Below are 24,734 nucleotides of genomic sequence, written 5' to 3' on the forward strand. Positions count from 1 at the left end.
CCGGCCAACGCCTCCTCGCCCTCGCCACCGCCATCTGGCACAACTGGACCACCGGAGCCGCAATCAAACGATCCCTGATCGCCTACGACCACTGAGAACTTCGGACTCACACATCTAGGCGGTGCTTCGGGGGCTCGGCCCGCGGGGACACCTCACCGGCTCAAGCGGGCAAACCTCCGCACCGCCAGCGGGAAGAACACCGCGATCAGCAGCAACGGCCAGAGAACGGCGAGGAGTTGGGCGTGCTCGTACGCCCAGGACGCCGACGTCACGCCGCCCTCGGAACGCCGCGAACGAGCCGTGCCAGCGCCAGCCGACCGCGAGCCCGACCCCGATGAGCACGGCCAGGGAGAGCGCGGACTGCAGCATGTCGGCCGCCGCACGCCCCACCAGGACCGCCCCGTCGAACATCGGCATGGACCGGAAGCGGTCGATGACGCCCTTCTCCAGGTCCTGGGTGACCGCGACCATCGTGGCGTCCAGGCCGAACGCCATGGTCAGGGCGAACATGCCGGGCACGAGGTACTCCCGGTAGTCGCCCTCGACCCCCGCGCCGCCGCCGATCAGATAGCCGAACATCAGGAGCAGCATCACCGGGAAGGCGAGGCCGACCACGATCTGCACGGGCTGCCGTGCCCAGTGGGCGAGTTCGCGCCGGGTCATGGTCCAGGAGTCGGTGACCGCCCAGGTGAGTGTCCTGCTCGGCGTGGTGCCCAGCGCCGTAGTCATACGGAGACCTCCTTCGGGTCGTCGGACCGGTCGCCGTCGGGCCGCTGCTCGCCGCCGGTCAGATGCAGGAACACCTCGTCGAGCGTGGGCCGCCGCAGGGCGATGTCCTCGGCGGAGATCGCGGCGTCCTCCAGGGCTCGTACGACGCGGTTGAGCGCCGCCATCCGGTCGGTGACCGGTGCGCTGATCAGGCGCCGGTCCGCGTCCACGACCACCTCTCCGGCGGCCGCGGTGCGCAACATGCCCGCCGCGGCGTCGAGTTGGGCCGCGTCGTGCAGGACGACGTCGATCCGGTCGCCGCCGGTCCTGGCCTTCAGCTCGTCGGCGGTGCCGTCGGCGACGACGCGGCCGGAGTCGATCACGGAGATCCGGTCGGCGAGCTGATCGGCCTCCTCCAGGTACTGGGTGGTGAGCAGCACGGTCGTCCCGCCGACGACGAGGGAGCGCACCGCGTTCCACACCTCGGTGCGGCCGCGCGGGTCCAGGCCGGTGGTCGGCTCGTCGAGGAAAAGCACCTCCGGGTCCGTGACCAGGGACGCCGCCAGGTCGAGCCGGCGCCGCATACCTCCGCTGTACTGCTTGACCGCCTTGCGGCCGGTGTCCCCGAGCCCGAACCGGTCGAGCAGCTCGTCCGCCCGGGCCGCCGCCCCGCGCGCCCCGAGGTGGTGAAGGCGGCCGAACATGTCGAGGTTCTGCCGTCCGCTGAGCTGCTCGTCGACCGCCGCGTGCTGGCCGAGGAGGCCTATGCGGTGCCGGACCCGCTGCGCCTGGGTGCGTACGTCGCAGCCGGCCACCCGCACCCGGCCCGCGTCCGGGCGCAGCAGCGTGGCCATGACGCGTACGGCGGTGGTCTTGCCCGCGCCGTTCGGGCCGAGGACGGCGTGCACGGTGCCGCGGCGCACGGTCAGGTCGAGGCCGTCGAGGGCGCGCTGCTCGCCGTACCTCTTGTGGACGTCCTCCAGGACGATCGCCTCGGTCGTCGGATCGCTCATCGCACTCCTTGGTCAAACTTGACTACCTAGCGGAAGGTCGAAGGTAACCGGGCTCGGGAGGATTAGTCAAAGTTGATTAATGGGCGCCCCCCCCAAACTCCCCCAGGACGCCCCCGAACGCTCCCCAGAACGCCCTGCGTTGCGGACAGCACCTGACCGCAAGTCTCCGTAACGTCGTACTCAAGCAATCCGGCACCGCCGGGTGACGACGACCGAGAGGCGGCCGATCATGGTCATGCACGTTCCCGCAGAGGCCCACGGCGACGAGCGCGGGGCGCTGCTCGCCTTCCTGGACGAGGCCCGCGGCGGCCTCCGCCGCACTGTCCTCGGCCTGACCGACGAGCAGGCGTCGAGCCGACCGAGCGCGAGCGAGCTCTCCCTCGCGGGCCTGGTCAAGCACGTGGCCGAGGTCGAGCAGGGCTGGGTGGCCCGCGCCAAGGGCGTGGATCCGGCCGTGGCCCGCGACGAGTCCAACTGGCACGAGTGCTTCGTGCTCGTGGGCGAGGAGACGGTCAAGTCGCAGCTGGCCTACTGGGACCAGGTGCAGGAGGAGACCGAGGAGTTCATCCGGAGCGCGCCCGACATGAACACGACGTTCGCGCTGCCGGAGGCGCCGTGGTTCCCGAAGGAGCGGGTGTCGCTGCGCTGGCTGCTGCTCCGGCTGATCAGCGAGGTGGACCGGCACGCCGGGCACGCGGACATCATCCGCGAGTCCCTGGACGGGAAGACCGCCTTCGAGCTCATCGACGAGGCGCAGGGCGGCAACTGAGGCCGGGCGGCATGGCGGACAGCCCTCCGGGTAGCCTAGTCAAAGTTGAATAGGCTGCAAAGCTCAGTACGAGAGGGAGGGCTGCGCCCATGTCCGTCATCCGGCTCCTGGTCCTCGGCGCCGTCCGCATGCACGGCCGCGCACACGGCTACCAGGTGCGCAACGACCTGGAGTTCTGGGGCGCGCACGAGTGGTCGAACGCCAAGCCCGGCTCGATCTACCACGCCCTGAAGCAGATGGCGAAGCAAGGGCTGCTCAAGGCCCACGAGGTCGCCCCGTCCACCGCGGGCGGCCCGCCGCGCACCGAGTACGAGATCACCGAGCAGGGCACCGAGGAGTATCTGAAGCTGCTGCGCGAGGCACTCACCTCGTACGACCAGAAGCTGGACGTGCTGTCCGCGGGCATCGGCTTCATCGTGGACCTGCCGCGCGCGGAGGCCGTCGAGCTGCTCAAGAAGCGGGTCGAGAACCTGCGGCAGTGGCGCACGTCGGTCACCGAGTACTACACCCCGGAGGAAGGGCCCGAACAGCTGGGCCACATCGGGGAGATCATGAACTTCTGGGTGCACTCGGCGGACGCGGGCGCGGAGTGGACGCGCGGCTTGATCCGGCGCATCGAGGAGGGAGCGTACGTCTTCTCCGGCGAGGGCGAGCCGTTCGTGGGCGTACTCGCCGAGGAGCAGGAGAACCCGTACGCCACCGGCGAGAAGCACCCGGGGGACGAGGCCTGAACTGCCTGCCGCAATCGAGGAGTTACAGCGGGAAGCGGCTGCGGCCGTGCTGCACGGAGATCCACTTCTGGGTGGTGAACGCGTCGACCGTCGAGTCGCCGTTGAGCCGCCCGAGCCCGGACTGCTTCTCGCCGCCGAACGCGACGTACGGCTCGTCGTGCACGGTGCCGTCGTTGACGTGGATCATGCCCGTCTCGATCCGGCGGGCGAAGCGGACGCCGCGCTCCACGTCGGCGGTGTGCACGGCGCCGCTGAGGCCGTACGGGGTGTCGTTGGCGAGGCGGACCGCGTGGTCCTCGCCGTCGAACGGCACGAGCAGCGCCACCGGGCCGAAGATCTCCTGGCGCAGGATCGGGGAGTCCTCGGGCAGACCGGTGAGGACGGTCGGCTCGACCAGGTTGCCGATCGTGCGCCCCCGCACCAGGGCCGTGGCGCCCTCGGCCAGGGCGTCGTCGACGAGTGCGCCGAGCGCGTCGGCCTGGAAGGCGTTGATGACCGGGCCGATCTGCGTGTCCGGGTCGCGCGGGTCACCGGCCTTCAGCGCCTTGACCCGGGCCACGAACTTGGCGGTGAACTCCTCGAGGACGGCCCGGTCCACCAGGATCCGGTTGGCGGCCATGCAGACCTGGCCCTGGTAGACGTACCGGCTGAACACGGCCGCGTCCACGGCGTAGTCCACATCCGCGTCCTCCAGGACGACGAGGGCGCTGTTGCCGCTCAACTCCAGGATGGCGCGCTTGAAGTGACTGGCCGTCACCGCTCCGACGTGGCGGCCCACGCGGTCCGAGCCGGCGAAGGAGATCACCTTCGGCACCGGGTGCTCTATGAGCGCGTCACCGATCTCGGCGATGTCCGTCACCACGACGTTCAGGAGCCCGGGCGGCAGCCCCGCCTCCTCGAAGATCTTCGCGATCAGCCCGCCGCCGACCACCGGGGTGTTCTGGTTCGGCTTGATCACCACGCCGTTGCCGAGCGCGAGGGCGGGCGCGACCGACTTGAGCGTGACGAGGAACGGGAAGTTGAACGGGCTGATGACCCCGACCACACCGACCGGCAGGCGGTAGACCCGGTTCTCCTTGCCGTCCGTGGTGGACGGGAAGATCCGGCCCTCGGGGCGCACCGCCAACTCGCTCGCCTCACGCAGGAATTCCTTGCCGAGGTGGACCTCGTACTCCGCCTTGAGGCGGGTGCCACCGAGCTCGTCGATGATCGCGTCGACGATCTCGTCCTGCCGCTCCTCGGTGATGCGCAGCGCCCGCTCGATGACGGCACGGCGGAGGTACGGGCTCTGGGCGGCCCAGGACTTCTGCGTGCGCTCGGCGGCGCGATAGGCCTCGTCGACCTCGAAGCGGGTGGCCACGGTCACGGCGGCCAGCTTCTCGCCGTTGTACGGGTTGAAGTCGATGATGTCCCACGAACCGCTGCCGGTCCGCCACTTGCCGTCGATGTACTGCCGGCCAAGGTCGGTGAAGAAGGACATGCGACCCCTTACCGCGGGTTCGGGAGTGTCATCGGCATGGTCGGTGCCGACTGATGACACGTCATCGTACTTGTGTTTTACGAGAGTTGGAGGAGACCACGGAGGAGATCTCGGGTCGCCTCGGGGCTCGGGCTGTCCGACTGGAGCCGCTCCATGACCTTTTCGTACTGACTGACCTCTTCGCGCTTGTCGAGGTACAGGGCGCTCGTGAGCTGTTCCAGATACGCGATGTCGGAGAGGTCGGACTCCGGGAAGCGGAGCAGCGCGAAGGAGCCGGACTCGCCCGCGTGGCCGCCGAAGCTGAACGGCATGACCTGGAGGGTGACGTTGGGCCGCTGCGAGACCTCGATCAGATGCTCCAACTGCCCGCGCATCACGGCCCGGTCGCCGTACGGGCGGCGCAGCGCGGCCTCGTCGAGCACGCAGTGGAAGCGGGTGGCGCGCTCGGAGACGAGGACCTTCTGGCGCTCCAGGCGCAGGGCGACGCGGCGCTCGGTCTCGGCGCTGCCGAGGTTCGGGGCGCCGCGCTCGACGACCGCGCGGGCGTAGCCCTCGGTCTGCAGCAGGCCGTGCACGAACTGGACTTCGTAGACACGAATGAGGGAAGCGGCGCCCTCGAGGCCGACATAGGTCTGGAACCAGCCGGGTAGGACGTCGGAGTAACTGTGCCACCAGCCCGCGACGTTGGCCTCTTTCGCGAGGTCGAGGAGCGGACCGCGCTCGGCGTCCGCCGAGACGCCGTAGAGCGTGAGGAGATCCTCGACGTCCCTCGCCTTGAAGCTCACCCGTCCCAACTCCATGCGGCTGATCTTCGATTCGGACGCCCGGATCGAGTAGCCCGCCTGCTCACGCGTTATGCCACGTGCCTCGCGCAGCCGCCGCAGCTGGGAGCCCAGCAGGATGCGTCGCACGACTGAGCCACCCCCGGGCTCGCCCGCTTGGGGGGACCCCCATGACTCTCCAGCGGTCACGTGGACAACCCTCCCCACTCTCCCCGTCTTCAGCATCGTCATGAACCGGAACCTCGCGGCGGCCGCGGAGCCGCGCTCCCTCGCCGCCAAGAGCCGCAGTCTGCCATTAAAACGCTTCGCCCCGTACTCGATCGATTACAGAAACAGTCCTCTCACAGAACAGCTACGAAACCGGTCGCAGGAAGAAATGAGCAAGAACCGGTACGGGAACGTCCAACTCCGGCGCGTGCACGTGCATCTGCCCTTGCATCCGCCCTGCGCATTCGGAACGATGGGCCCCGCGCACCACCGCAACATCGCTACTGGCTGACTGGCCGCGAAACCGGGGAGTGCCTCGCATGGGGACGAATGGATCGACCATGCTCGAGCCGTTACGGCAGGGGCTTCCCCCCATCGACCCCTCAGCGGTGTCGAATGCGGCGTCCTGCGCCCTGCCGGCCCGCTACGAAGCGGTGCGCGCGGCCCGGCAGTTCACCCTCCGCACGCTCGGCGACTGGTCGCTCGACGACCGCTTCGACGACGTCGCGCTGATCGTCTCCGAACTCGTCACGAACGCGCTCCGGCACGGCCTGCCCGCCGACACCCCGCGCGACGAGACCTCTCCGGTCCGGCTGCACCTGATGCGCTGGACCTCCCGGCTCATCTGCGCGGTGCGCGACCCCAGCCCGGAGTCCCCGATCGCGGGTGACGACGCCCAACTGTCGGACTTCTCGGCCGAGTCGGGGCGCGGGCTCTTCCTGGTGGAGTCGTTCGCGGACAGCTGGGGCTGGCATCCGCTGTCCGGCGCGCTCGGCGGCAAGGTGGTGTGGGCGCTGTTCCGGCTGGCGCCGGAGGAGAGCTGAGAAAGGCGGCCCTGTTGCCCACCTCTCGCGGGCGCAGGGCCTTTTCGGGTGGAACGGTCCGATACGAGGACCGCGGTGCGGCGTCAGCCCGCCACGAGGTGGTCGAACTCCCCGTCCTTGACGCCGAGGAGCATCGCCTCTATCTCGGCCCGCGTGTAGACGAGCGCCGGCCCTTCGGGGTGGCGCGAGTTGCGTACCGCCACGCTGCCGTCGGCCAGCTTCGCGAACTCCACGCAGGAGCCCTGCGAATTGCTGTGCATGCTCTTCTGCCAGGCCACACCGTCAAGCTCCGTGGCCGCCATGCCGTTGTACACGTGGTGCACAGGTCGCTCCCCGGTGGTGCCGTGACTCGTGTTAGCCAAGCCGTCAACTGCCCCGGATCATATCCCTGTTCACATGCGGATGCATGGGCAGATGCACGTGCACGCGGGGTGGCTGGCCGGTTACAGCGCAGCCCACGATCCGCTCACAGCGGTACGCGTGCCCACTCGCGGCGGAATCAGCCCTGCCTCACAGCGACGCGAGAACCCGCTCAAGGCCCTGGAGCACGGCCGAGCGCCAGCCCTGACCCATGATCTTGTGCGCCATCAGCTGCGCCGGATCGTCCGGATCGAACCCCTCGTGCACGAGGAAGAGACGCATGCCGCGCCCTTCCGGCTCCAGGGTCCATGTGATCGTCCAGCCCGCCGAGTCGCCCGGCTCGGCATCCCGCCAGCGCAGCTTGAGCATCCGCCCCGTCTCGTACGCGAGGACCTCGGCGAGAACCGTGCCGGAGAAGCCGGTGCGGGGGCGCGGCAGGGCGGTGAGGGTGTCACGGTGCCCGACCTCCAGGCGGAAGTCGCCGGGCATCAGCCACCAGGGAATCTCCTACGCGCCAAACGTAGGAGATTCCCTACCCATCAGGCGGGCGGCAGCGGCTCACCGCGTCGCGTAGGGAAGCAGTCCCATCTCGCGGGCGTTCTTGATCGCGCGCGCCAGCTGCCGCTGCTGCTGGGCCGTGACGCGGGTGACGCGGCGCGAGCGGATCTTGCCGCGGTCGGAGATGAACTTCCGCAGCAGGCCGGTGTCCTTGTAGTCGATGTACGTGATGCCCGCCTGGTCCAGCGGGTTCGGGCGGCTCTTGACGGGCTTGCGGTCGAGCTTGCGGGGAGACCGGGGAGACATGGGGGTTCAGACCTCCAGGAGGTGCTCGAAGGCGGGCGGCAGCCGCTTCCAGGCCTCGCGGCCCGCGGCGTACTCGGCGTCGGTCAACAGGCAGGAGTCCAGGACCTGTTGAAGCCCCTCCCGGTCCAGGCCGGGCGAGGTGAAGACCAGGCGCTGGCAGCAGTCCCCGTGCTCGGGGTGCCAGTCGAGGGCGGCGGCGGCGCGGCGCACCGGCGGCACCAGCTCCCAGGCGGCGTCCGGCAACGAGGCCAGCCAGGGCCCCGCGTTCTCCACGCAGAGCGCTCCCCCGGCCGCGTCCCAGGCGAGCAGCGAGTCCGGCCGGTCGGCGAGCCAGAACCGGCCGCGGCTGCGCGCCGCCGCACAGGTCAGATCCTCCAGGGCCTGGTACAGCCGCTCGGGGTGGAAGGGCCTGCGGGCGTGCCAGACGTACGTACCGACGCCTGCCTCGTCCGCCTCCTGCGGCAGCAGTGCGCACGCCGGATGCTGGGCCGCGGCGGCCGCCTCCACGTCGAACCCGGCGAGCGCGGCCTGAGCCAGGTCGCCGTGCTCCACGGAGACTTGGCGTGCGGTCGGATGCAGCTGGGCGAGCAGGGCGCGGTCCTCGTCGTCGGCCTCCGCGCTGTCGACGAGGGCGAGGACGGGGGCGTACTCCAGCTGACGGGCCCAGGTGTCGGCGACGGTGCGCTGGTCGGTGGCGGCGGCCGCGAGGCCCGCCTCCATCAGGTCGTCGCCGTTGCCGAGGCAGGGCAGGAGCAGCGCGGGGTCGACGGCGGTGAGGACGCCGGTGACCGCGTCGACGGCCGCCCGCGCGGCTATCTGCGTACGTTCGGACTGTCCCGGGTGAACCTGCGTGAGCAAGCGCACGCCGGATATCTGCCGGGCGTCCGGAAGTCCTCCTGGTAGCTTGGCCCGGCTCCGTCGAGCCGTACCGAACCGAACAGCGAGCCGTCCAGGGGGACTTCACATGATCAAGCACGTACGCGTCTGCGCCGCCGCCGCTGCGGTCGTCGCCGCCCTTGCCCTGACCGGATGCAGCAGCGACGACGGCGGGGGCAAGCGCAAGGGCGACAGCTCCGCGGCCGAGGAAGGCGCCAAGGACAGCACGGGCGGCGGCTCGGACGGAGTCGACAACTCCGGCTCGGGTGCCGAGGGCAGCTCCGAGGGCCTGTGGGTCTCGGTGAACAACGGCAAGTCCGTGGCGCTCTCCGTCCAGCAGGGCGGCAAGGTCGCGGTGCTCGCCGAGATGGGCGTGGGCGAGAAGACCGGCACCACGTGCGTCGGCACCGCCACCGGCACGGCGATCGCGCTGAAGTGCCAGGGCGGCGGCGAGCGCGAGACGGGCAAGATCGAGTCCGTCGACGCCACCTCGATGACGGTCGCCTGGGACGGTGTCGGCACCGACGAGTTCAAGAAGACGGACGAGAGCGAGCTGCCGCAGGGGCTGCCGACGGGCATGCCCACGGACCTGCCGCAGGGCTGACCTCTTCGTCCCGACGAGCCTTCAGCGGGCCGCGGTTCCCTCCGGGGGCCGCGGCCCGCCGTCGTTCCCGGCTGCGGTCCCGGCGGCGTTCCCGGCTGCGTTCCGGGCTGCGTTCCGGCTCTCGCGCGGGGCGGTCGTGTCCAGGCACTCGGAGAGCTCGTCGAGGGATTCGAGGAGCAACCGGCCGCCGCGGCGTACGACCCGGTCGGGCAGGCCGTCGCCGTTCCAGTCGCGCAGCACCGCGCGTACGGGCTCCCAGTCGGGCACGCGCCGTTCCCGCAGGTCCTTCGCGGCGCGCTCGGTGGACTCGCGCAGGGCGTCGGCGAGCCGGGCGGCGGGCGGTACGGGGGTGGTGCCGCGCTCCGGAAGGTGGGCCTCCATCAGCATCGCGACGCGGACCATCTCGGCGAGCGCGTGCCCGGCGTCCTCGGTGGCCGTACGGGAGAGACCGCGGTGCCGTACGGGTTCGTCCTCGGCCCGTTCGACCGCGTCCTGCCAGGCGATCCTGGCGTCCCGCATGGTCAGCAGGGTCTCGCGCACATCGGTGGCGTGCCGGCCGGCGGGCTCGGCGTAGTGGTGGACGACCGTCGCGGCGTAACTCCCGCCCGCGACCAGCCAGTCCGCGAGCCGGGTGCGCAGGCGCGGGGTCTCCCAGGCCGGGTAGACCGCGTACGACAGCATCGCGAGGACGCCGCCGACCAGCGTGAGCACGACGCGCTCGGGCACGGTCTGGGTCCACTCGGTGCCGCCCATGCCGAGCAGGAACACGACGTACGCGGAAATCGTCACCTGCGAGACCGCGTACCCGGTGCTCATCAGGAGGTACGTCAGGGCCGCGCAGATCACGGCCAGGGCGCCGGAGAGGACCGGGCCCGGGTCGGTGAGCTGGACGACCCCGGTGGCCACGGCGACGCCGACGAGGGTGCCGCCGAAGCGGGCGACGGCGCGGCCGTACGTCTGCGAGAAGTCCGGGCGCATCACCATCACGGAGGCCATCGGCGCCCAGTAGCCGTGGCCGAGGGGAAGGGCCTGGCCGATCAGATAGCCGACGACGGCCACGACCGTGACGCGGAACGCGTGCCGCTTGACCGCCGACTCCCTTGTGCTCTGCGCCAGTTCGCGGCGCATCTTGCGGGCGGCTACCGGGGCCAGCTCGGGGACGGTGGGGCGGGAGAGGGTGATGGGCTGGGTGTCGGAGGAGCTGGGGGTGGCGGGGAGGGGGGTGGTGCCGGTGACCGCCGGGCCCTGGGTGGGCGCCGGGGTGTCCGCGGCTGTCGTCGTCCCGGCTGTCGTCCCTGTCGGCCCTGTCGTCGTCTCGGCTGTCGTCCCGGCTGTCGGCCCTGTCGTCGTCCCGGCTGTCGTCCCGGCTGTCGGCCCTGTCGTCGTCCCGGCCTTCGGGGGTTCGGTAACGGCGGGTGGGAGGTGGTTGGTGACCGTGGGCGGGAGGTGGCCGGCCATCGTCGACAGCATCGAGCGCAGGGAGCGGCGCCCGGCGATCGAGCTCGGCGGGTCGGCCGTCTCGACCACGTCGTCGAGCAGCGCCGCGAGGCGCGTGGCCGCCCTGCGCGGCGGGCCCGTCAGGATCGCGCCGGTGTCCGGGGTGCGCAGGGCCGCGAGCGCCGCGGGCGGCAGCTCGGCCGGTACGCCGTGCCGGATCGCGCGGGCCGCCGCGTCGAGCACCTCACCGGCCGCAGCGAGGAGTTCCCGTACGCGGTCGCGCTCCACGCCCTCGGCAGGTACGCCCACGGCCGGGTCGGCGAGCGAGGCCAGGACCGGGCGGATGCGTTCGGCGAGGCCGCGGGCACCGTGCAGTTCGGCGGGGCGGCGGCGGGCCTGGCGCGGGGTGACCGTGGCCGCGTCCCTGGCCGCCATCAGCGGGGCCGGGTCGAAGGGCGCGACCGGGTCCTGGCGCAGGCGGCGGGCGTAGTCGGCCTCGGCGGCGAGGGCGTCGGCGAGCGCGTCCCGCTGGGCGCCCCAGCGGCGTACCGGGAAGAACACAATGAGCAGCGCCTGCACCAGGCCGCCCGCGGCGATCATCGCGGCGTGGCCCGCGGCCGCCAGGAGGCTGGTCGGCAGCGTGATCGTGACCAGCATCATCGCCACGTTCGAGGCCGCGATGATGCCGACCGTCGGCCCGACCGACCAGCTCAGGCCCGCGAGGAAGGTCCACAGGGCGAGCAGCGCGAGGAACAGCACCACATGGGTGCCGGTGAGATAGCCGAGGAACGTGCTGATGCCGAGGCTCACGCCGGAGGCGAGCGCGAGCACCGGGCGCGGGCGCCAACTGCGCTGGAACGTCGCGATCGCGGCCTGGAACGCGCCGAACGCGGAGCTGGCGGCGACGGCCGGGCCGAACAGCCAGAGGCTGACGCCGACGACGATCGCGAGGCCCGCGCCGGCCCGGACGGTGATCAGGGGCTCCAGGCGGCGCCGCTCGACCTTGAGGCCCGAGCGGGCGGTCTCCTTCAGCGCTCGCAGCCAGCTCACGTCGCGAGGATACGTCGGATCACGGGGGTTGGGAGGGGGCGGGGGTGATCTTTGTCCGTACCGGATTCGGGGCGTGGGCGGGGGGCTTGGCGGGGTGTGGGAAGAGCTCCGCGCGGGGCGGCTCACATGCCCGCTCGGTCCGCCGCCGTGCCCTCGTGGCGGGGCGGCTCACATGCCCGCTCGGTCCGCCGCCGCCGTGCCCTCGTGGCGGGGCGGCTCACATGCCCGCTCGGTCCGCCGCCGCCGTGCCCTCGTGCCAGCCCGCCGCGTCCTGGGCCGAGCGGACGCGGGTGCTGGTGGTCTCCGGGAACATCTCGTCGGTCCGGTCGGTGACGGCCACGTCGCGGGCCGCGAGGACCGGCAGCAGGTCGGCCGCGGCCGCGCCCGCCTCGTCCCTGGCCGCCGCCGTGCCGTGGTCGGCGGCCTCGTCGAGGCGGGCGGCTATGCGGTGGGCGTAGGCGAGCAGGAAGGCTTGGCGGAACGTCTTCGTACGCCTGCGGCCACCCGCGCGCTGGGCCGCCTCCGCCTTGGTCATCGCGGCCGTGGCCTGCACGAGCAGCGAGGTGTGCAGCAGCTCGACCGAGTCCAGGTCGGTGTCGAAGCCGACCACCGTCGAGAAGCCGAACGCCTCGTTCCACACCGCGCGGCAGCGGTTCGCCGTGGCCACCGCGTCCAGGAGGATCGCCTTGGCCGCCTCGTACGGGGCGTCGACGCCGATGCGACGGGCGGCCGGGGTGTCCGGCGCGTGCGTGCGGTGGGCCAGGAGTGCCTCGTCGACGCCCTGGCGGGCCATCAGCTCCTGGGCCTTCGCGGTGAGCGCCTCCGCCTCCTCGGGGTAGCCGGTCGCCTCGGCCTTGGCGAGCAGCGCGCGGATCCGGACCAGCATCCGCGGTTCGGCATGCGCCACGCGCGCGTGCACCGGGGTTCCGGGGGCGGGGGCGACCGGCTCCAGGGCGGGCAGGCGCAGCAGCAGCCGGTACAGCTCCAACAGGGCACTGGCGTAAAGGAATCGGTCACCGCGCGGTGCGGTTTTCGGCAGCTCGTCCAGCTGCTCCTGCCAGCGCGGGGGCAGGCCCTGGTTCTTATAGCGCCGGTTTTCCTGGCGGATGAGCTCGGCTGCGATCGTCGCATGGTGGTCGGCCAGTTCGCGGCGGACGATCCGGATCACGTCGGCGGGCTGCCAGCCGCGCTGCCAGGCGCTGCGGACGAACTCCTCGCCGCGGCGCAGCGCCTCGCCCACGTGTGCCGGGTCCGCGGTGAGGAGCGCGGCGCCGGTGTCCACGCCCTCGTCGCCCTCCGCGTACAGGGCGGCGGCGAAAGCGCGCTCGACGGCGCCCGTCGCGTCCGTCGCGTCCGACATGAGTCCCTCCCGAATCCCTCCTCACGCGCGTCTGCCCCTCCCCACGCGCGCGTGCGCAGCCGTCCACGATAGTCGCGCTCCGGCACCCCTGGCGTCGCCGTCATCGGCGCCCGCGTCCTCCGGGAGCTGTCGCCGTCGTCGGCCGGGAGGCGTCCTCCGTCAGCTGTCGCCGCCCTCGTCGATCAGCCGCCGCACCTCGCGGTCCACGAGGCCGAGTCGGGCCTCGGCGACCAGTGGGACCGCGCGCCGCTGGCGGCGGGCCTCGTGCACGTCGATGTCGACGGTGACAAGGGCGGGCTCCCACTTCGGGGCCTGCGCGACGACGGTGCCGCGCGGGTCGACCACCCGTGAACCGCCCCAGAAGGTGGCGCCGTTCTCGTTGCCCACGCGGTTCACGAACACCACCCAGCACTGCAGCATCTTCGCGGTGTACGAGAGCAGGGTGTCCCAGTAGAGGCCGGTGTCCATGGCCTCCGGGTCGAGGCTCGCGGCACTGTTGGTGGGGACCACGACGACTTCGGCGCCGTCCTGCACGGCGAGCCACGGAAGCACCGGCTGCCAGGCGTCGTTGCAGACCAGCGTGGCCGCCCGCCCGTGCCCGCCCGGCAGGTCGTACGCGCGCAGGGACTGGCCGGGGCTGACGTGCTTGCGCTCCTCCCAGGCAAGGTAGTTGGGCAGGTAGAGCTTGCGGTGCGCGTGCAGGAGCGCGCCCTCGCTGTAGTAGGCGGAGGTGTTGTACGCGCGCAGGCTGGTGTGCTCGTGCAGGCCGACGAGGACACCCGCGCCGAGGGTGGACAGTTCGAGCAGGCGCGGGTCGCGTGCCTCGACGGAGGCGTCCCGCTCCAGGCCGCCGAGGTGGTAGCCGTGCAGGCTCAGCTCCGGGAAGACAACCAGGTCGGCGCCCTGGGCCACGGCCTGCTCGACCTGGTCGCGGGCCGTCGCGAGGTTCGCGTCGACCTCGCCGAGCTCACAGTCCGTCTGGGCCAGGGCCACACGCATCCGGTCTCCTCCGGTCTGGCGTCGCTCCGTACGGGTCTGTCCGCGTACGCCCCCTTGTCCACCGTACGGTCGTCGGGTTGGTCGTACGCGCCGGAAGCGGGCCACGCGGGCGGGGGCAGCGGACCTCCCGGCGCCAGGCAAGGGCCAGGCGAGGCCCGGCAGCGCGAGCCGAGCGGGCCGAGCAGGAGTCCGGCGAGGGCCGAGCGGTGCAGGTCCGGGCCGTTGTCAGTGGCGGCTGCAAGACTCGCACCTGTGAGCGAACGCTGGGTCCTGGCCCTGGCCGACGACGGCCGCGGAGCGCTGCTCGTTCCCGTGGACGGGGCCGGGCGGCCGCTCGGTGACGCCGTGCGGGAGCCGGACCTCGTCGCGGCCGTCCGCGAGCGCCCGGAGGTCTACCGCTGGGTGTGGCGCTCGACGGCCGAGGTGTACCCACGGCTGCTCGCGGCCGGGGTCCGGGTGGAGCGGTGCTACGACATCGAGGACGCCGAGCAGCTCCTCCTCGCCCACGAGGGCCGCCTCGGCGAACCCCGCTCCGCGGCCGCCGCCTGGGCCCGGCTGCAGCAGCGCCCGGTGCCGCCCGACCCGCCACAGCGCGCCGCCGAACCGGGCTCGCAGTCCTCCCTCTTCGAGCCGGGCCCGGTGCACGTACCACTGGAGGGGCTTCTGGAGGTGTACGCGGACCAGCTGCGCCGGCACGCGGGCGCGCTGCACCCGGGCCGGATGCGGCTGCTCACAGCGGCCGAGTCGGCGGGCATGCTGATCGCCGCCGAGATGAACGCCGCCGGGCTGCCGTGGAGTGCGGCCGTCCACAAGCAGGTGCTGCACGAACTCCTCGGCGGGAGGTACGCGGGCGGGGGCGAGCCGCGCCGCCTGGCCGAGCTGGCGGACGAGGTGTCGGCGGCGTTCGGGCGACGCGTGCGGCCCGACCTCCCGGCGGACGTGATCAAGGCGTTCGCGCAGGCCGGCATCCGGATCAGGTCGACCCGCAGATGGGAGATCGAGACCCTCGACCACCCGGCCGTGCGCCCCCTGGTCGAGTACAAGAAGCTGTACCGCATCTGGGTCGCGCACGGCTGGTCCTGGCTGCAGGACTGGGTGCGGGACGGCCGCTTCCGCCCCGAGTACCTGCCGGGCGGCACGGTCACCGGGCGCTGGGTGACCAACGGCGGCGGTGCCCTGCAGATCCCGAAGGTCATCCGGCGGGCGGTGGTCGCCGACCCGGGCTGGCGCCTCGTCGTGGCCGACGCCGACCAGCTGGAGCCACGGGTGCTCGCGGCGATCTCCGGGGACCCGGGCCTGACGGAGGTGGCGGGCCGCCCGGACGACCTCTACCAGGCGGTCTCCGACCGGGCCTTCTCCGGCGACCGGGACGCGGCCAAGCTCGCCGTCCTGGGCGCGGTCTACGGCCAGACGTCCGGTGACGGCCTGAAGAACCTCGCCCTGCTCCGCCGCCGCTTCCCGCGCGCGGTGGCGTACGTGGACGACGCGGCCCGCGAAGGCGAGGAGGGCCGTCTCGTCCGCACCTGGCTGGGCCGGACGAGCCCGCCCGCGGCCGGGGCCGAGGAGCAGGGGGAGGCGGGGATTCCGATGCTGCCCGAGGAGGGGGCGACCGAGGGGGCGAGAGGCGCGGCGGCCACGGATCTCGGGGGCGGGGAGGCGGGCGCGGACGAGTGGGTGCCCGGTTACGCCTCGACCAACTCCCGTGCCCGCGGCCGCTTCACGCGGAACTTCGTCGTCCAGGGCAGCGCGTCCGACTGGGCGCTCGTGCTGCTCGCCGCGCTCCGCCGGGCCACCGCGGAGATGGCGGCCGAGCTGGTCTTCTTCCAGCACGACGAGGTGATCGTGCACTGCCCGCAGGAGGAGGCCGAGGCGGTCGTCGAGGCCATCGGCGCGGCTTCGCTCGAAGCGGCCCGGATCGTCTTCGGCGAGACAGCGGTGCGGTTTCCGTTCAGCACGGCGGTGGTGGAGTGCTATGCGGATGCGAAGTGAGAGGGCTTACGCGGTCGGCCCGGGCACCGTCGGCTCGGGTGCCCTCGATCGCCCTGCGGGCTCGTCCTCAAACTCCCCCAGCTACCGCTGGGAGGTGCCCCCAGGACGGGCTGATTCAGCCGGACGGGCTGATGTTGAAGTGCCGCTCCACCTCAGCCCACGTGACCCCACCGAGCGTGCCCGGCGCCCAGCGCGGTTCGCCGTCCTTGTCCACCAGCTTGGCGCGTACGCCCTCGACGAAGTCGGGTCCGGCGAGTGCCGCGCAGGAGACGCGGTACTCCTGGTCGAGCACCGCGTCGAGCGTGCCGAGCGCGCGGGCCCGGCGGACGGCCTCCAGGGTGACCTGCACCGCGGTCGGCGAGTGGCCGAGGATGCGTGTGGCCGCCTCCTTCGCGGCGGGCTCCCCGCTGTCGCCGAGCCGGTCGACGATCACCTCGGCGCTCCCGTCCGCGTAGCACGCGTCGATCCACGACCGCTGCTCCGCGAGCGGGGACGGCGGCGCCGGGACCTCGAACTCGGCCAGCACATCGGCGAGTTGACGCCCGTCGAGCGCGGTGCGCAGCTCGGGCAGCCGCGCGGCGGGCACGAAGTGGTCGGCGAACCCGCAGTGCACGGCGTCCGCACCGGTCATGGCGTCGGCGGTGAGCGCGAGATGCGTGCCGAGTTCGCCGGGCGCGCGCCCGAGCAGATGCGTGCCGCCGACGTCCGGCACGAACCCGATGCCCACCTCCGGCATCGCGACGCGCGAGCGCTCGGTGACGATCCGCACGCCGCCGTGCGCGGAGAGCCCGACGCCGCCGCCCATGACGATCCCGTCCATGAGCGCGACGTACGGCTTGGGGAAGCGGGCGATGCGGGCGTTCAGCCGGTACTCGTCCCGCCAGAACGCGCGCGCCGCCGCCCCCTCGTCCGTCAGCGCGGAGTCCCGGATGGCGCGGATGTCGCCGCCCGCGCACAGGCCGCGCTCCCCCGCGCCGTCGAGCACGACGTACGCGATCCGCTCGTCCTGCTCCCAGCGCGCGAGGGCCGCGTCGATCAGGCGGACCATGTCATGGGTCAAGGCGTTCAGAGCGCGTGGCCGGTTCAGGGTGAGCCACCCGGCGCTTCCGCGCACCTCCCGGACGACCTCCGCCTCGGACACCTCAGCCACCTCGCCTCTCGACACGCGTGCCCCAGAGGGCAGTTCCGTACGACCGCGGGCCGCGGCCCCGGCACGGCTGCCCACTGGGCCGACCTGCGGCCGAGCGTACTCGCCACGCCACGGCCCCCGACTACGCCCCCTCGACCGGCACCCACACATCCCGCCCGGTACCCGCGTCCGCCCCGGCCCGCCGCTCGACCCGGCCGAAGACGACGTCGGCGAAGTGGATGCCGTAGCCGAGGGTGCCGGGGGCGGAGAGTTCGGCGACCAGGCGGCGGCGGTGGTCGGCGGAGCGGTCGGCGTCCACGTCCGGGGCGGCGGACCACTCGGGGTGGCTGATCTGCACGGGCGAGTGCAGCGCGTCCCCGAACGCGATCAGCCGCTGCCCACCGGACTCGATCACGTACGCCGTGTGCCCGACGGTGTGGCCGGGGGTCGCGAGGACCCGTACGCCGGGGAAGATCTCCTCGCCCTCGGCGACCGTACGGGCCCTGGGTTCGAGGGCAGCGAGGATCTCCTCGGTGATGCCGTGCCCCCGGGGATGCGGTGGCGGCCGTTCCACTCGTCGGCGCCGATGAGGTACGCGGCGCCGGTGAACGCCGGCCGGTCGCTGCCCGGCGCGGGTTCCAGGCCCAGCCGATGTGGTCGGTGTGCAGATGCGTCACGGCGACGGCCTCGATGTCGGCCGGTGAGCGGCCCAACTCGGCGAGGCTGTCGAGGAGTCGGCCGCCGTGGATGGCGCCGATCCAGCCGTTCTCCGGGTCGTCCGGCGCGGCGTCGGGCCCGAACCCGGCGTCGATGAGCAGGGCCCGCTCCCCGTACTCGACGAGCAGTCCGCCTATTCCGGCGACGAGCGCCCCCTCGCCGTCGAGGTGGTCCGCGTACCGCACCCAGTCCTCGTCGGTGGACGCGGGGAACCAGCCGCGCGGCTTCAACTGCACGGCCCCGTCGGCGACATGACTGATGCGCAGATCGCCGAGGCGGAGGGTACGGGTCCGGGAGGGGCGGCGCAGGCGCTCGCGCTCGCCCTGGTCACTGGTCACTGGTCACTGGTCACTGGTCACCGGCTTGGCCCGGCAGATCGAGGCGCATGTGCGCGAGCGCGCCTCCTCCCTCGGCCTGACCGCACCGCAGGCCATCGCGCTGCGCGAACTGACCGGCCCGCTGACGCTGCGCGAACTCTCCACGCGCATGGGCTGCGAGCCGTCCAACGCCACGTTCGTCTCCGACCGCCTGGAGGACCAGGGCCTCGTCGACCGCCGCCCGCACCCGCAGGACCGCCGCGCCAAGCAACTCGTCCTCACCGACAAGGGCACGGACCTACGCGAACGCCTCCTCGAACTCTTCGCCGAGGACTCCCCGTTGCCCCCCTGACCCAACAGGAACAGGACCGCTTGCACGCGCTGCTGCTGCGGGCGGTCAGTTCCTGAGGCACGGGCCTGCCCCTGGTCGACCAGGGCGCGACCGCCCGCCAAGCGGGCTCCCGTATAGGCGCGACCTATACGGGGGATCGGTTTTTGGTCGTGGACCCGCTCACGTGTGACGGGCTTCACTGTGCCGGTAGATGGTGCGACGGCCGGCCGGGACCCGGCGTCGCACGGGTCTCCCGAGCCGCACTCGACGCGCGACGGCATCCGCCCAGCGCTGTGACCTCTGCGCGGAGTGCGCCCGCAGACCTTGCCGTGCCTGGATGGAGGTTGCAATGTCGCATGCCCCGAACGAAGCCGCAGGCCCTGCCCCCGCGAGGAGCAAGCCGTGGTACCGGCAGCTTTATGTGCAGGTTCTCGTGGCGATCGTCGTCGGCATCGTGCTCGGTTGGCGGTGGCCGGATCTGGCCACGTCGATGGAGCCGATCGGCACCACGTTCATCACCGCGATGAAGATGCTGATCGGTCCGATCGTGTTCCTCACGATCATCGGCGGGATATCCGGCGTCGCCGACCTCAAGAAGGTGGGCCGTACAGGGCTGAAAGCGCTGACCTACTTCCAGGTGGGCACGATCGTCGCGCTGCTCACCGGCCTTGTCGCCATCAACGTCTTCCGGCTCGGTGACGGCGTCCACGCGGACCCCTCCCGCCTCGACGTGTCCGGCGACGCCGGGCAGTACATCGACTCCGGCGAGAAGCAGCACTGGTGGGAGTTCCTGACCCACATCGTGCCGGACAGTGTCTTCGGCGCGTTCGTCGAGGGCGACATCCTCCAGGTCATCTTCCTCGCGGTGATCTTCGGCATCGCCCTGAAGTCCGTGGGCAAGGTCGGAGAGCCGATCATCGGCGCGGTGAACCGACTGACCCAAGTGGTGTTCAAGGTCCTGTCGTTCGTGATGAAGGCAGCTCCGCTCGGCGCCTTCGGCGCGATGTCGTACGCCATCGGGAAGTTCGGCCTCTCCACCCTGACGAGCCTGGGCTCGCTGATCCTGCTCTTCTACGTGACCTCGATCCTGTTTGTCGTGGTGGTGCTCGGCGCGGTCCTCGCGGCCTACGTACGGCTGAACATCTTCCAGCTCTTCCGCTACTTCAAGGAGGAGTTCTTCCTGGTCCTGGGCACGTCCACGGCCGAGCCCGCGCTTCCGGGGCTGATGCGCAAGCTCCAGTTCATGGGCGCGGAACGGTCCACGGTCGGACTGGTCGTTCCGACGGGCTACAGCTTCAACCTCGACGGCGCGGCGATCTATCTGTCCCTCGCCACGCTGTACATCGCCCAGGCCACGGACACCCCGCTCTCCATCGGGCAGCAACTCGGCCTGCTCGCCGTGATGTTGCTGACCTCCAAGGGCGCCGCGGGGGTCGCGGGCGGCGGGTTCATCGCGCTCACGGCCACCCTGTCGACCGTCGGGCACGTGCCGGCCGCCGGGATCATGCTGATCTTCGGCATCGACAAGTTCATGTCGGAGTGCCGAGCCCTGGTCAACTTCTACGGCAACGCGGTGGCGACCCTCTTCGTCGCCCGCTGGGAGAACGGCCTCGACCTGGAGCGGGCACGCCTCGTACTGTCCGGGAAGATCCGGGAGGACGTACCTCCCCCCAGCCCCGGCCCCGACTCCGACTCCGACTCCGACTCCGACTCCGACTCCGACGAGACCGAACCGGATCCGCGGCCGACCACGGACGGCGAAGCGGTCGCGGTCAACCGATAAGGTCCGCCCCATGTCCGCAGGTCGCGGCGGTGGGAGGCACGGTGGACGCACGGCAGCTCGAGTACTTCCTCGCCATCGTGGAGCACGGCGGCTTCAGCAGGGCCGCCGCCGCGCTCCACGTGGCGCAGCCGTCGTTGTCGCAGGCCATGGCGAACCTGGAGGCCGACCTCGGTGTCTCGCTGTTCCACCGGATGGGCCGTGGCGTCGTGCTGAGCGACGCCGGTGCGGAACTGCTCGAACCGAGCCGCCGCGTGCTGCGCGATCTGACCGCCGTACGCGACCGGGCCGCCGCCCTGACCGGCCTGAACGCCGGCACCGTCGAGGTGGCCGCCATGCCGTCACCCGGCATCGAGCCGCTGACCACCCTGACCCGCCGCTTCACCGAGCTTCACCCGTCAATGACCGTCAGCAGCCGTGCCGCGTTCACCCCCGAAGAGGCCGCAGATCTGGTGCGCAGTGGCGCCTGCGAGCTGGGACTCCTCGGGGCGGCCAAGCCGGTCGCCCTGTCCGGCCTCGACGTACTCCCCCTCGAACAACAGCCGTTCGTCGTCGTCGCCGGGCCCGACAGCGACCTACCGGACGGCGCGACCCTGCACCCCGGCGATCTCGGCGGCCACAAGCTGATCGCCTCCCGGGGCGGCAGCCTGATGCGCTCGATCGTCGACGACATCACCGCGCAGACCGAGGGCACCGAGATCGTCGCGGTCGTCGACCACCGCACGTCGATCCTGCCCCTGGTCCTGACCGGCGTAGGCATCTCGGTGCTGCCCGCCTCCTGGACCCGACTCGCCCGCCGCTGCGGCGCGTCCGTCGCCGCCATCGAGCCGACCGCGCAGCTGCACGTCGCGATGGTCAGCCTGCCCGGGCACCTCACTCCGGGCGCCCGCGCTTTCCTGGACCTGGCTCGCTCGTACGCACTCCGCAAGGGCACCCTGACGACGTAGCAGCGGCGGACCTGCGCCGTTCCTCCTCCCGCCCGGCCGTACAGCGCGACGCCTGAACTCATCGGCGGGGCCTATGGGTTGTATCGGAAGCACGTCTTGGACGGGGTCGGGCACCACTGGGTTCACTCGAAGGCGTCGATCCAATCGCCCGTCCCCGCCGGCTCCGCCCGAGCAGAGGACCGCACGACCGGAGGCTCCCGTGCCCGCAACCCGCACCTTCCGTATCGCCGCCATACCCGCCGACGGTGTCGGCACCGAGGTCGTCGCCGCGGGCCGCACCGTCCTCGACGCGCTGGCCGCCGACTCGAACGGCGCCTTCGCCTTCGACTGGCAGGAGTTCCCCTGGGGCTGCGGCTACTACGAGCGCACCGGCACGATGATGGACGAGGACGGCCTCGACCAGCTGAAGGACTTCGACGCGATCTACTTCGGCGCCGTGGGCTGGCCCAACGTCCCCGACCACATCAGCCTGTGGGGCCTGCGCCTGAAGATCTGCCAGAGCTTCGACCAGTGGGCCAACGTCCGTCCCGTGCACTTCCTGCCCGGCGTCACCAGCCCGCTGCGCAAGGCCGACGACACCGAACTCGACTGGGTCGTGGTCCGCGAGAACAGCGAGGGCGAATACGCGGGCCTCGGCGGCCGCAACCTCTCCGGACGCGGTCCCGGCGGTGAAGTCGCCGTCCAGTCCGCCCTGTTCACCGAGGTGGGCTGCGAGCGCATCATGCGGTTCGCCTTCGACCTCGCCCGTACGCGCAGCCGCCGCAAGGTCTCCTCGGTCACCAAGAGCAACGCCCAGCAGTACGGCATGGTCCTGTGGGACGACGTGTTCAAGCGGGTGGCCGCCGAATACCCCGACGTGGAGACCGAGAGCGTCCTCGTCGACGCCATGGCCGCGAAGTTCGTCCTGCACCCCGAGGACCTGTCCGTCGTGGTGGCCTCCAACCTCAACGCCGACATCCTCTCCGACCTGGGCAGCGCCCTGGCCGGCAGCCTCGGCCTCGCCGCCAGCGCCAACCTCAACCCCGAGCGCCGCTTCCCCAGCATGTTCGAGCCGGTGCACGGCTCGGCCCCGGACATCGCCGGGCAGGGGCTCGCCAACCCGGTCGGCGCGGTCGGCAGCGCCGCGCTGATGCTGGAGCACTTCGGCCTGCCGGACCAGGCGGCCCGGCTCCACAAGGCGATCCAGGTGACGTCCGAGTCCGGCATCCTCACCCGTGACGTCGGCGGCACCGCCACCACCGAAGAGGTCACGAAGGCCCTCGTCGACGCACTCGGCGCCTGATCACTCCAGCCAGCGGGAGGGCTCCCCGCACCGCTTCGACCTCCCGGTCCGTACTCAGTCGCGCCGATGGGCCGGGCAGGCCGCCCCGGAAGAGCGGCCACCACACCGGGCCCCGAGCACCCACCGCTCGGGGCCCGGCCGTACGCAAGGAAACGCAGAAGGCCGGGTCACAAGCAACGTGACCCGGCCTTTCCTGGAGCCGCCTTCGGGATTCGAACCCGAGACCTACGCATTACGAGCGATCAAGCGTCGAGATCTTCGATCAAGGTCTGACCTGCCGCTTTCCAGTACAGATGACATTTCGGTGCGCCTGACCTGGTGTTATCCAGTCCCCTCCTGTCCCTCGGCGTCCCGCGCCGCGAAGATCACTCTCGGGCAGTCCGCCCCAACGACGGCCAAACGGAGCTCCTCCGGCCCAACGCGGGCCGAACATTCTCGTCTGGGTGAGGGCTGCCAGGCCCGTGGGAGGAAGGTCAATCCTGACGTCGCAGGTGACGCGGTGGGCGGCGAACTCGGGGCCTACGCAGTGCCGTTCGGGCACGTACGCCTTCTCCACTCCTCCACGAAGCCTCGACAGCAGTGTGCCCGAGTGCGGCGCGCTGCCGCCACCCGGGCACGGTCGCTACTTGGAGGTCGGGGCGCTCACCTCGTTCGCGCTCGTCGCGTTGTGCGGGACGGCGCAACTGGTGGCCGGGGTGCGTACGTCGCCGAGCCAGACGATTCGGTAGGTGCCGTGGAGTCGGTGCAGTGCGTCGGCCGGTGCCCGGCCGAGGGTGTCGGCGACGAGGACGCGGAGGTTGGCATCGGTGAGCTGGGCGGCCGCCCAGCTCAGGATGAGTTCGTGGCGGGGGCGGTGGGCGATGAGTGCGGTCGACAGCCGCACTGAGGCGCGGAGGCGGGTGGTGTTTTTACCCGGGTTCCACACGAGTTGTCCACCGTTCTCATCGAGCCAATTTTGGGCTTGCTGGGCGTACCAGTGGATCAGGGTGTGGCGGGCGTGGTCGGGGCGGTTCGCGAGGCGCCGGTCGAGGTGGAGCCGCGGGCCGGTTTCGGGGTCGTGGTGTGTGGTGACGGGTTGTTCGGCGTCAGTGATGTCGGCCAGGTGGAGGCGGTGGGGCGTGCCGAAGACGTGGAACTCCTCTCCTTCCGCGAGCACTTTGGTGATCGGCGCTGCGCGACTGCGCTCGAGTCGGAGGAGTTGCAGGTAGATCCATTCGCGTCGGCGTCGTACGAGGTTGGCGGCTTCCATGGTGGTGGTGCCGTGTGGGGCTCGGACGACGACCTGGCCGCGGGCGGTGATGCCGACGTCCTTGGTGCGCCGTGTTGAGGTGCGCAGGAGAACATCGAGTTTGCCGACCTTGAAGGTGCGTTCGGTGCGGGAGACGTGCGCGTTCACGGTGTCCTCGCCGTCTTGCGCGGGATGCGTCATGGTGATGGTCTGTCTGTTCTGGATGGGCGGGGTGCGGGTGTCCGGCGGAGTGGCCCGCACCCCGGGGTGGTGGGCCGGCTCAGGTCGCGTCAGCGGGTGCGGACGGTGTGGGTTCGGTGGTGCGCGGCTTCGTGCCAGCTGCCTTGGTCGGGGTGCTTCCGCTGCGGGACTGAGTAGGCGCAGCGGTGGTGTTCTTCGGCTTCTTCGTGGGGGTCTCGGGATTCTGGGTGCGCCGGACGCGGGGCGTTCCGGTGCTCTTGCCTCTGGTGGCTGGAGCTGCCGTCCGACGCTTTCGCGGGCTCTGCTTCGTCTGGGGCTCGGGGGCGGAGGTGGTGGATTCGCTCCGTGCGGCGGTCTTGGCGCGGGAGCGTTTAGCGGGGAAGGCGCGCAGGGTCGGGCGCTTGCCGTCGTAGGCGGGCAGGAGGCGGGTGCGGATCTTCTTGGCGGTGGTCGTGGCGGGTGAGGTGTGGGTGAAGGTGACGCCGGCGTTGTAGCGGCTGCCCCCTGTGAGGTGGGCAGCGTTGGCGGTCATGACCTTGGCGTCGTTCTCGTTGGCGTACTCGCGGGGCGGGACGTCAGTGGCCCAGGTCTGGACGGCTTGTCCCCGCCAGAGTTGGCGCAGGCCGATGCGGTGGCCATCGGGGTGGGTGAGGAAGGCGACGGGTCCGGCCGCGCTGTCGGGGTCGACGGTCCAGCCGCTGCCGAGCTGTGCGGCGGTGTTCTCGGCGAACTGGCAGAAGTGGGCGAGCTCGATGGTCTGATTGTTCTTGTTGTTGTCGGGGCTCTTGGTGCTCATGGTTGTCCTTGTT

General features: G+C 71.6%; 21 protein-coding genes and 6 pseudogenes. 11 read left to right on the top strand and 16 right to left on the bottom strand.

The features are described from left to right. Positions 1-95, top strand: a pseudogene (locus tag RCO28_RS35905) (IS982 family transposase); the annotation flags it as partial. Between the two features lie 57 nt (positions 96-152). On the opposite strand, the pseudogene RCO28_RS35910 reads toward RCO28_RS35905, so the two are convergent. After that, a pseudogene (locus tag RCO28_RS35910) lies at positions 153-729 on the bottom strand (ABC transporter permease). After that, positions 726-1,721, bottom strand: a complete 996-nt coding sequence (locus tag RCO28_RS35915; RefSeq protein ID WP_308945571.1) for an ATP-binding cassette domain-containing protein — start codon at positions 1,719-1,721, stop codon at positions 726-728. Before RCO28_RS35915 ends, RCO28_RS35910 begins: the two are co-directional and overlap by 4 nt. Positions 1,722-1,950: 229 nt before the next feature. Here RCO28_RS35915 and RCO28_RS35920 point away from each other — a divergent pair, with 229 nt between their 5' ends. Continuing rightward, positions 1,951-2,490, top strand: a complete 540-nt coding sequence (locus RCO28_RS35920; RefSeq protein ID WP_308945572.1) for a DinB family protein — start codon at positions 1,951-1,953, stop codon at positions 2,488-2,490. 89 nt (positions 2,491-2,579) lie between these two features. Further along, the gene (locus RCO28_RS35925) at positions 2,580-3,221 is read left to right on the top strand and encodes a PadR family transcriptional regulator (RefSeq protein ID WP_308945573.1); all 642 of its coding nucleotides are present in this window, start codon (positions 2,580-2,582) and stop codon (positions 3,219-3,221) included. A 22-nt stretch (positions 3,222-3,243) separates the two neighbouring features. On the opposite strand, the gene RCO28_RS35930 is transcribed toward RCO28_RS35925, so the two are convergent. Both RCO28_RS35930 and RCO28_RS35935 read right to left on the bottom strand, forming a co-directional pair. Next, positions 3,244-4,701 (bottom strand): aldehyde dehydrogenase family protein, encoded by a 1,458-nt coding sequence (locus RCO28_RS35930; protein WP_308945574.1) that lies wholly within the window; start codon positions 4,699-4,701, stop codon positions 3,244-3,246. A gap of 77 nt (positions 4,702-4,778) precedes the next feature. Next, positions 4,779-5,672 carry a helix-turn-helix domain-containing protein gene (locus tag RCO28_RS35935; RefSeq protein ID WP_374991316.1) on the bottom strand — a complete coding sequence of 298 codons (894 nt, stop codon included), beginning with the start codon at positions 5,670-5,672 and terminating at the stop codon, positions 4,779-4,781. A 338-nt stretch (positions 5,673-6,010) separates the two neighbouring features. Between RCO28_RS35935 and RCO28_RS35940 the strand changes: the two genes are divergently transcribed. Continuing rightward, entirely contained in the window at positions 6,011-6,514 is a 504-nt protein-coding gene (locus tag RCO28_RS35940) for an ATP-binding protein (protein WP_308945575.1), read from the top strand. An 83-nt stretch (positions 6,515-6,597) separates the two neighbouring features. On the opposite strand, the gene RCO28_RS35945 is transcribed toward RCO28_RS35940, so the two are convergent. The 4 genes and pseudogenes from RCO28_RS35945 to RCO28_RS35960 form a co-directional block, all read right to left on the bottom strand. Beyond that, on the bottom strand, positions 6,598-6,837 hold the full coding sequence (locus tag RCO28_RS35945) for a DUF397 domain-containing protein (protein ID WP_308945576.1): 240 nt from the start codon (positions 6,835-6,837) through the stop codon (positions 6,598-6,600). 187 nt (positions 6,838-7,024) lie between these two features. Then, positions 7,025-7,369, bottom strand: a pseudogene (locus RCO28_RS35950) (SRPBCC domain-containing protein); the annotation flags it as partial. Positions 7,370-7,432: 63 nt separating this feature from the next. Continuing rightward, positions 7,433-7,678, bottom strand: a complete 246-nt coding sequence (gene rpsR / locus RCO28_RS35955) for a 30S ribosomal protein S18 (protein ID WP_308945577.1) — start codon at positions 7,676-7,678, stop codon at positions 7,433-7,435. A 6-nt stretch (positions 7,679-7,684) separates the two neighbouring features. Beyond that, positions 7,685-8,467 (bottom strand): annotated as a pseudogene (locus RCO28_RS35960) (GTP-binding protein); the annotation flags it as partial. Here RCO28_RS35960 and RCO28_RS35965 point away from each other — a divergent pair. Then, positions 8,465-8,581, top strand: a pseudogene (locus tag RCO28_RS35965) (30S ribosomal protein S14); the annotation flags it as partial. The pseudogenes RCO28_RS35960 and RCO28_RS35965 overlap by 3 nt on opposite strands. A 61-nt stretch (positions 8,582-8,642) precedes the next feature. Further along, complete coding sequence (locus tag RCO28_RS35970) at positions 8,643-9,158, top strand: hypothetical protein (protein WP_308945578.1); 516 nt, start codon at positions 8,643-8,645, stop codon at positions 9,156-9,158. 21 nt (positions 9,159-9,179) lie between these two features. Here RCO28_RS35970 and RCO28_RS35975 read toward each other — a convergent pair whose 3' ends face one another. The 3 genes from RCO28_RS35975 to RCO28_RS35985 all read right to left on the bottom strand — a co-directional run bounded on the left by RCO28_RS35975 (position 9,180) and on the right by RCO28_RS35985 (position 14,004). Further along, positions 9,180-11,645: an FUSC family protein gene (locus RCO28_RS35975; protein ID WP_308945579.1), complete on the bottom strand. Its 2,466-nt coding sequence runs from the start codon at positions 11,643-11,645 to the stop codon at positions 9,180-9,182. A 217-nt stretch (positions 11,646-11,862) separates the two neighbouring features. Further along, positions 11,863-13,005, bottom strand: a complete 1,143-nt coding sequence (locus RCO28_RS35980) for a DUF2786 domain-containing protein (RefSeq protein ID WP_308945580.1) — start codon at positions 13,003-13,005, stop codon at positions 11,863-11,865. A 159-nt stretch (positions 13,006-13,164) separates the two neighbouring features. Then, entirely contained in the window at positions 13,165-14,004 is an 840-nt protein-coding gene (locus tag RCO28_RS35985; RefSeq protein ID WP_308945581.1) for a nitrilase-related carbon-nitrogen hydrolase, read from the bottom strand. Between the two features lie 252 nt (positions 14,005-14,256). Between RCO28_RS35985 and RCO28_RS35990 the strand changes: the two genes are divergently transcribed. Further along, on the top strand, positions 14,257-15,993 hold the full coding sequence (locus RCO28_RS35990; RefSeq protein WP_308945582.1) for a bifunctional 3'-5' exonuclease/DNA polymerase: 1,737 nt from the start codon (positions 14,257-14,259) through the stop codon (positions 15,991-15,993). A gap of 115 nt (positions 15,994-16,108) precedes the next feature. On the opposite strand, the gene RCO28_RS35995 is transcribed toward RCO28_RS35990, so the two are convergent. The 3 genes and pseudogenes from RCO28_RS35995 to RCO28_RS39545 all read right to left on the bottom strand — a co-directional run. After that, positions 16,109-17,134, bottom strand: coding sequence for an enoyl-CoA hydratase/isomerase family protein (locus tag RCO28_RS35995; protein ID WP_308945583.1), 1,026 nt, complete (start codon positions 17,132-17,134; stop codon positions 16,109-16,111). Between the two features lie 130 nt (positions 17,135-17,264). Continuing rightward, entirely contained in the window at positions 17,265-17,696 is a 432-nt protein-coding gene (locus tag RCO28_RS36000; protein ID WP_308945584.1) for an MBL fold metallo-hydrolase, read from the bottom strand. A 124-nt stretch (positions 17,697-17,820) separates the two neighbouring features. Beyond that, a pseudogene (locus RCO28_RS39545) lies at positions 17,821-17,934 on the bottom strand (MBL fold metallo-hydrolase); the annotation flags it as partial. A gap of 268 nt (positions 17,935-18,202) precedes the next feature. Between RCO28_RS39545 and RCO28_RS36010 the strand changes: the two are divergent. The 4 genes from RCO28_RS36010 (at position 18,203) to RCO28_RS36025 (ending at position 22,496) form a co-directional block, all read left to right on the top strand. Then, positions 18,203-18,508, top strand: a complete 306-nt coding sequence (locus tag RCO28_RS36010) for a MarR family winged helix-turn-helix transcriptional regulator (RefSeq protein ID WP_374991317.1) — start codon at positions 18,203-18,205, stop codon at positions 18,506-18,508. Positions 18,509-18,836: 328 nt separating this feature from the next. Then, a complete protein-coding gene (dctA, locus tag RCO28_RS36015) occupies positions 18,837-20,270 on the top strand; it encodes a C4-dicarboxylate transporter DctA (protein WP_308945585.1) in 1,434 nt (477 codons plus the stop codon). Positions 20,271-20,311: 41 nt separating this feature from the next. Continuing rightward, positions 20,312-21,214 carry a LysR family transcriptional regulator gene (locus RCO28_RS36020; protein ID WP_308945586.1) on the top strand — a complete coding sequence of 301 codons (903 nt, stop codon included), beginning with the start codon at positions 20,312-20,314 and terminating at the stop codon, positions 21,212-21,214. Positions 21,215-21,413: 199 nt separating this feature from the next. Beyond that, positions 21,414-22,496, top strand: a complete 1,083-nt coding sequence (locus RCO28_RS36025) for a tartrate dehydrogenase (protein WP_308945587.1) — start codon at positions 21,414-21,416, stop codon at positions 22,494-22,496. A gap of 622 nt (positions 22,497-23,118) precedes the next feature. On the opposite strand, the gene RCO28_RS36030 is transcribed toward RCO28_RS36025, so the two are convergent. Further along, entirely contained in the window at positions 23,119-23,925 is an 807-nt protein-coding gene (locus RCO28_RS36030) for a YgjP-like metallopeptidase domain-containing protein (RefSeq protein WP_308945588.1), read from the bottom strand. 79 nt (positions 23,926-24,004) lie between these two features. Further along, entirely contained in the window at positions 24,005-24,721 is a 717-nt protein-coding gene (locus RCO28_RS36035) for a hypothetical protein (RefSeq protein WP_308945589.1), read from the bottom strand. Positions 24,722-24,734 lie beyond the last annotated feature (13 nt).

Source organism: Streptomyces sp. LHD-70 (genome assembly GCF_031157275.1).
In the GTDB taxonomy this organism is placed as follows: Bacteria; Actinomycetota; Actinomycetes; order Streptomycetales; family Streptomycetaceae; genus Streptomyces.

Coding starts and splice junctions, on each gene's coding strand:
- RCO28_RS35915 (WP_308945571.1), bottom strand. CDS start 1,721: ATGAGCGATCCGACGACCGAGGCGATCGTCCTGGAGGACGTCCACAAG.
- RCO28_RS35920 (WP_308945572.1), top strand. CDS start 1,951: ATGGTCATGCACGTTCCCGCAGAGGCCCACGGCGACGAGCGCGGGGCG.
- RCO28_RS35925 (WP_308945573.1), top strand. CDS start 2,580: ATGTCCGTCATCCGGCTCCTGGTCCTCGGCGCCGTCCGCATGCACGGC.
- RCO28_RS35930 (WP_308945574.1), bottom strand. CDS start 4,701: ATGTCCTTCTTCACCGACCTTGGCCGGCAGTACATCGACGGCAAGTGG.
- RCO28_RS35940 (WP_308945575.1), top strand. CDS start 6,011: ATGGGGACGAATGGATCGACCATGCTCGAGCCGTTACGGCAGGGGCTT.
- rpsR (WP_308945577.1), bottom strand. CDS start 7,678: ATGTCTCCCCGGTCTCCCCGCAAGCTCGACCGCAAGCCCGTCAAGAGC.
- RCO28_RS35970 (WP_308945578.1), top strand. CDS start 8,643: ATGATCAAGCACGTACGCGTCTGCGCCGCCGCCGCTGCGGTCGTCGCC.
- RCO28_RS35980 (WP_308945580.1), bottom strand. CDS start 13,005: ATGTCGGACGCGACGGACGCGACGGGCGCCGTCGAGCGCGCTTTCGCC.
- RCO28_RS35985 (WP_308945581.1), bottom strand. CDS start 14,004: ATGCGTGTGGCCCTGGCCCAGACGGACTGTGAGCTCGGCGAGGTCGAC.
- dctA (WP_308945585.1), top strand. CDS start 18,837: ATGTCGCATGCCCCGAACGAAGCCGCAGGCCCTGCCCCCGCGAGGAGC.
- RCO28_RS36030 (WP_308945588.1), bottom strand. CDS start 23,925: ATGACGCATCCCGCGCAAGACGGCGAGGACACCGTGAACGCGCACGTC.
- RCO28_RS36035 (WP_308945589.1), bottom strand. CDS start 24,721: ATGAGCACCAAGAGCCCCGACAACAACAAGAACAATCAGACCATCGAG.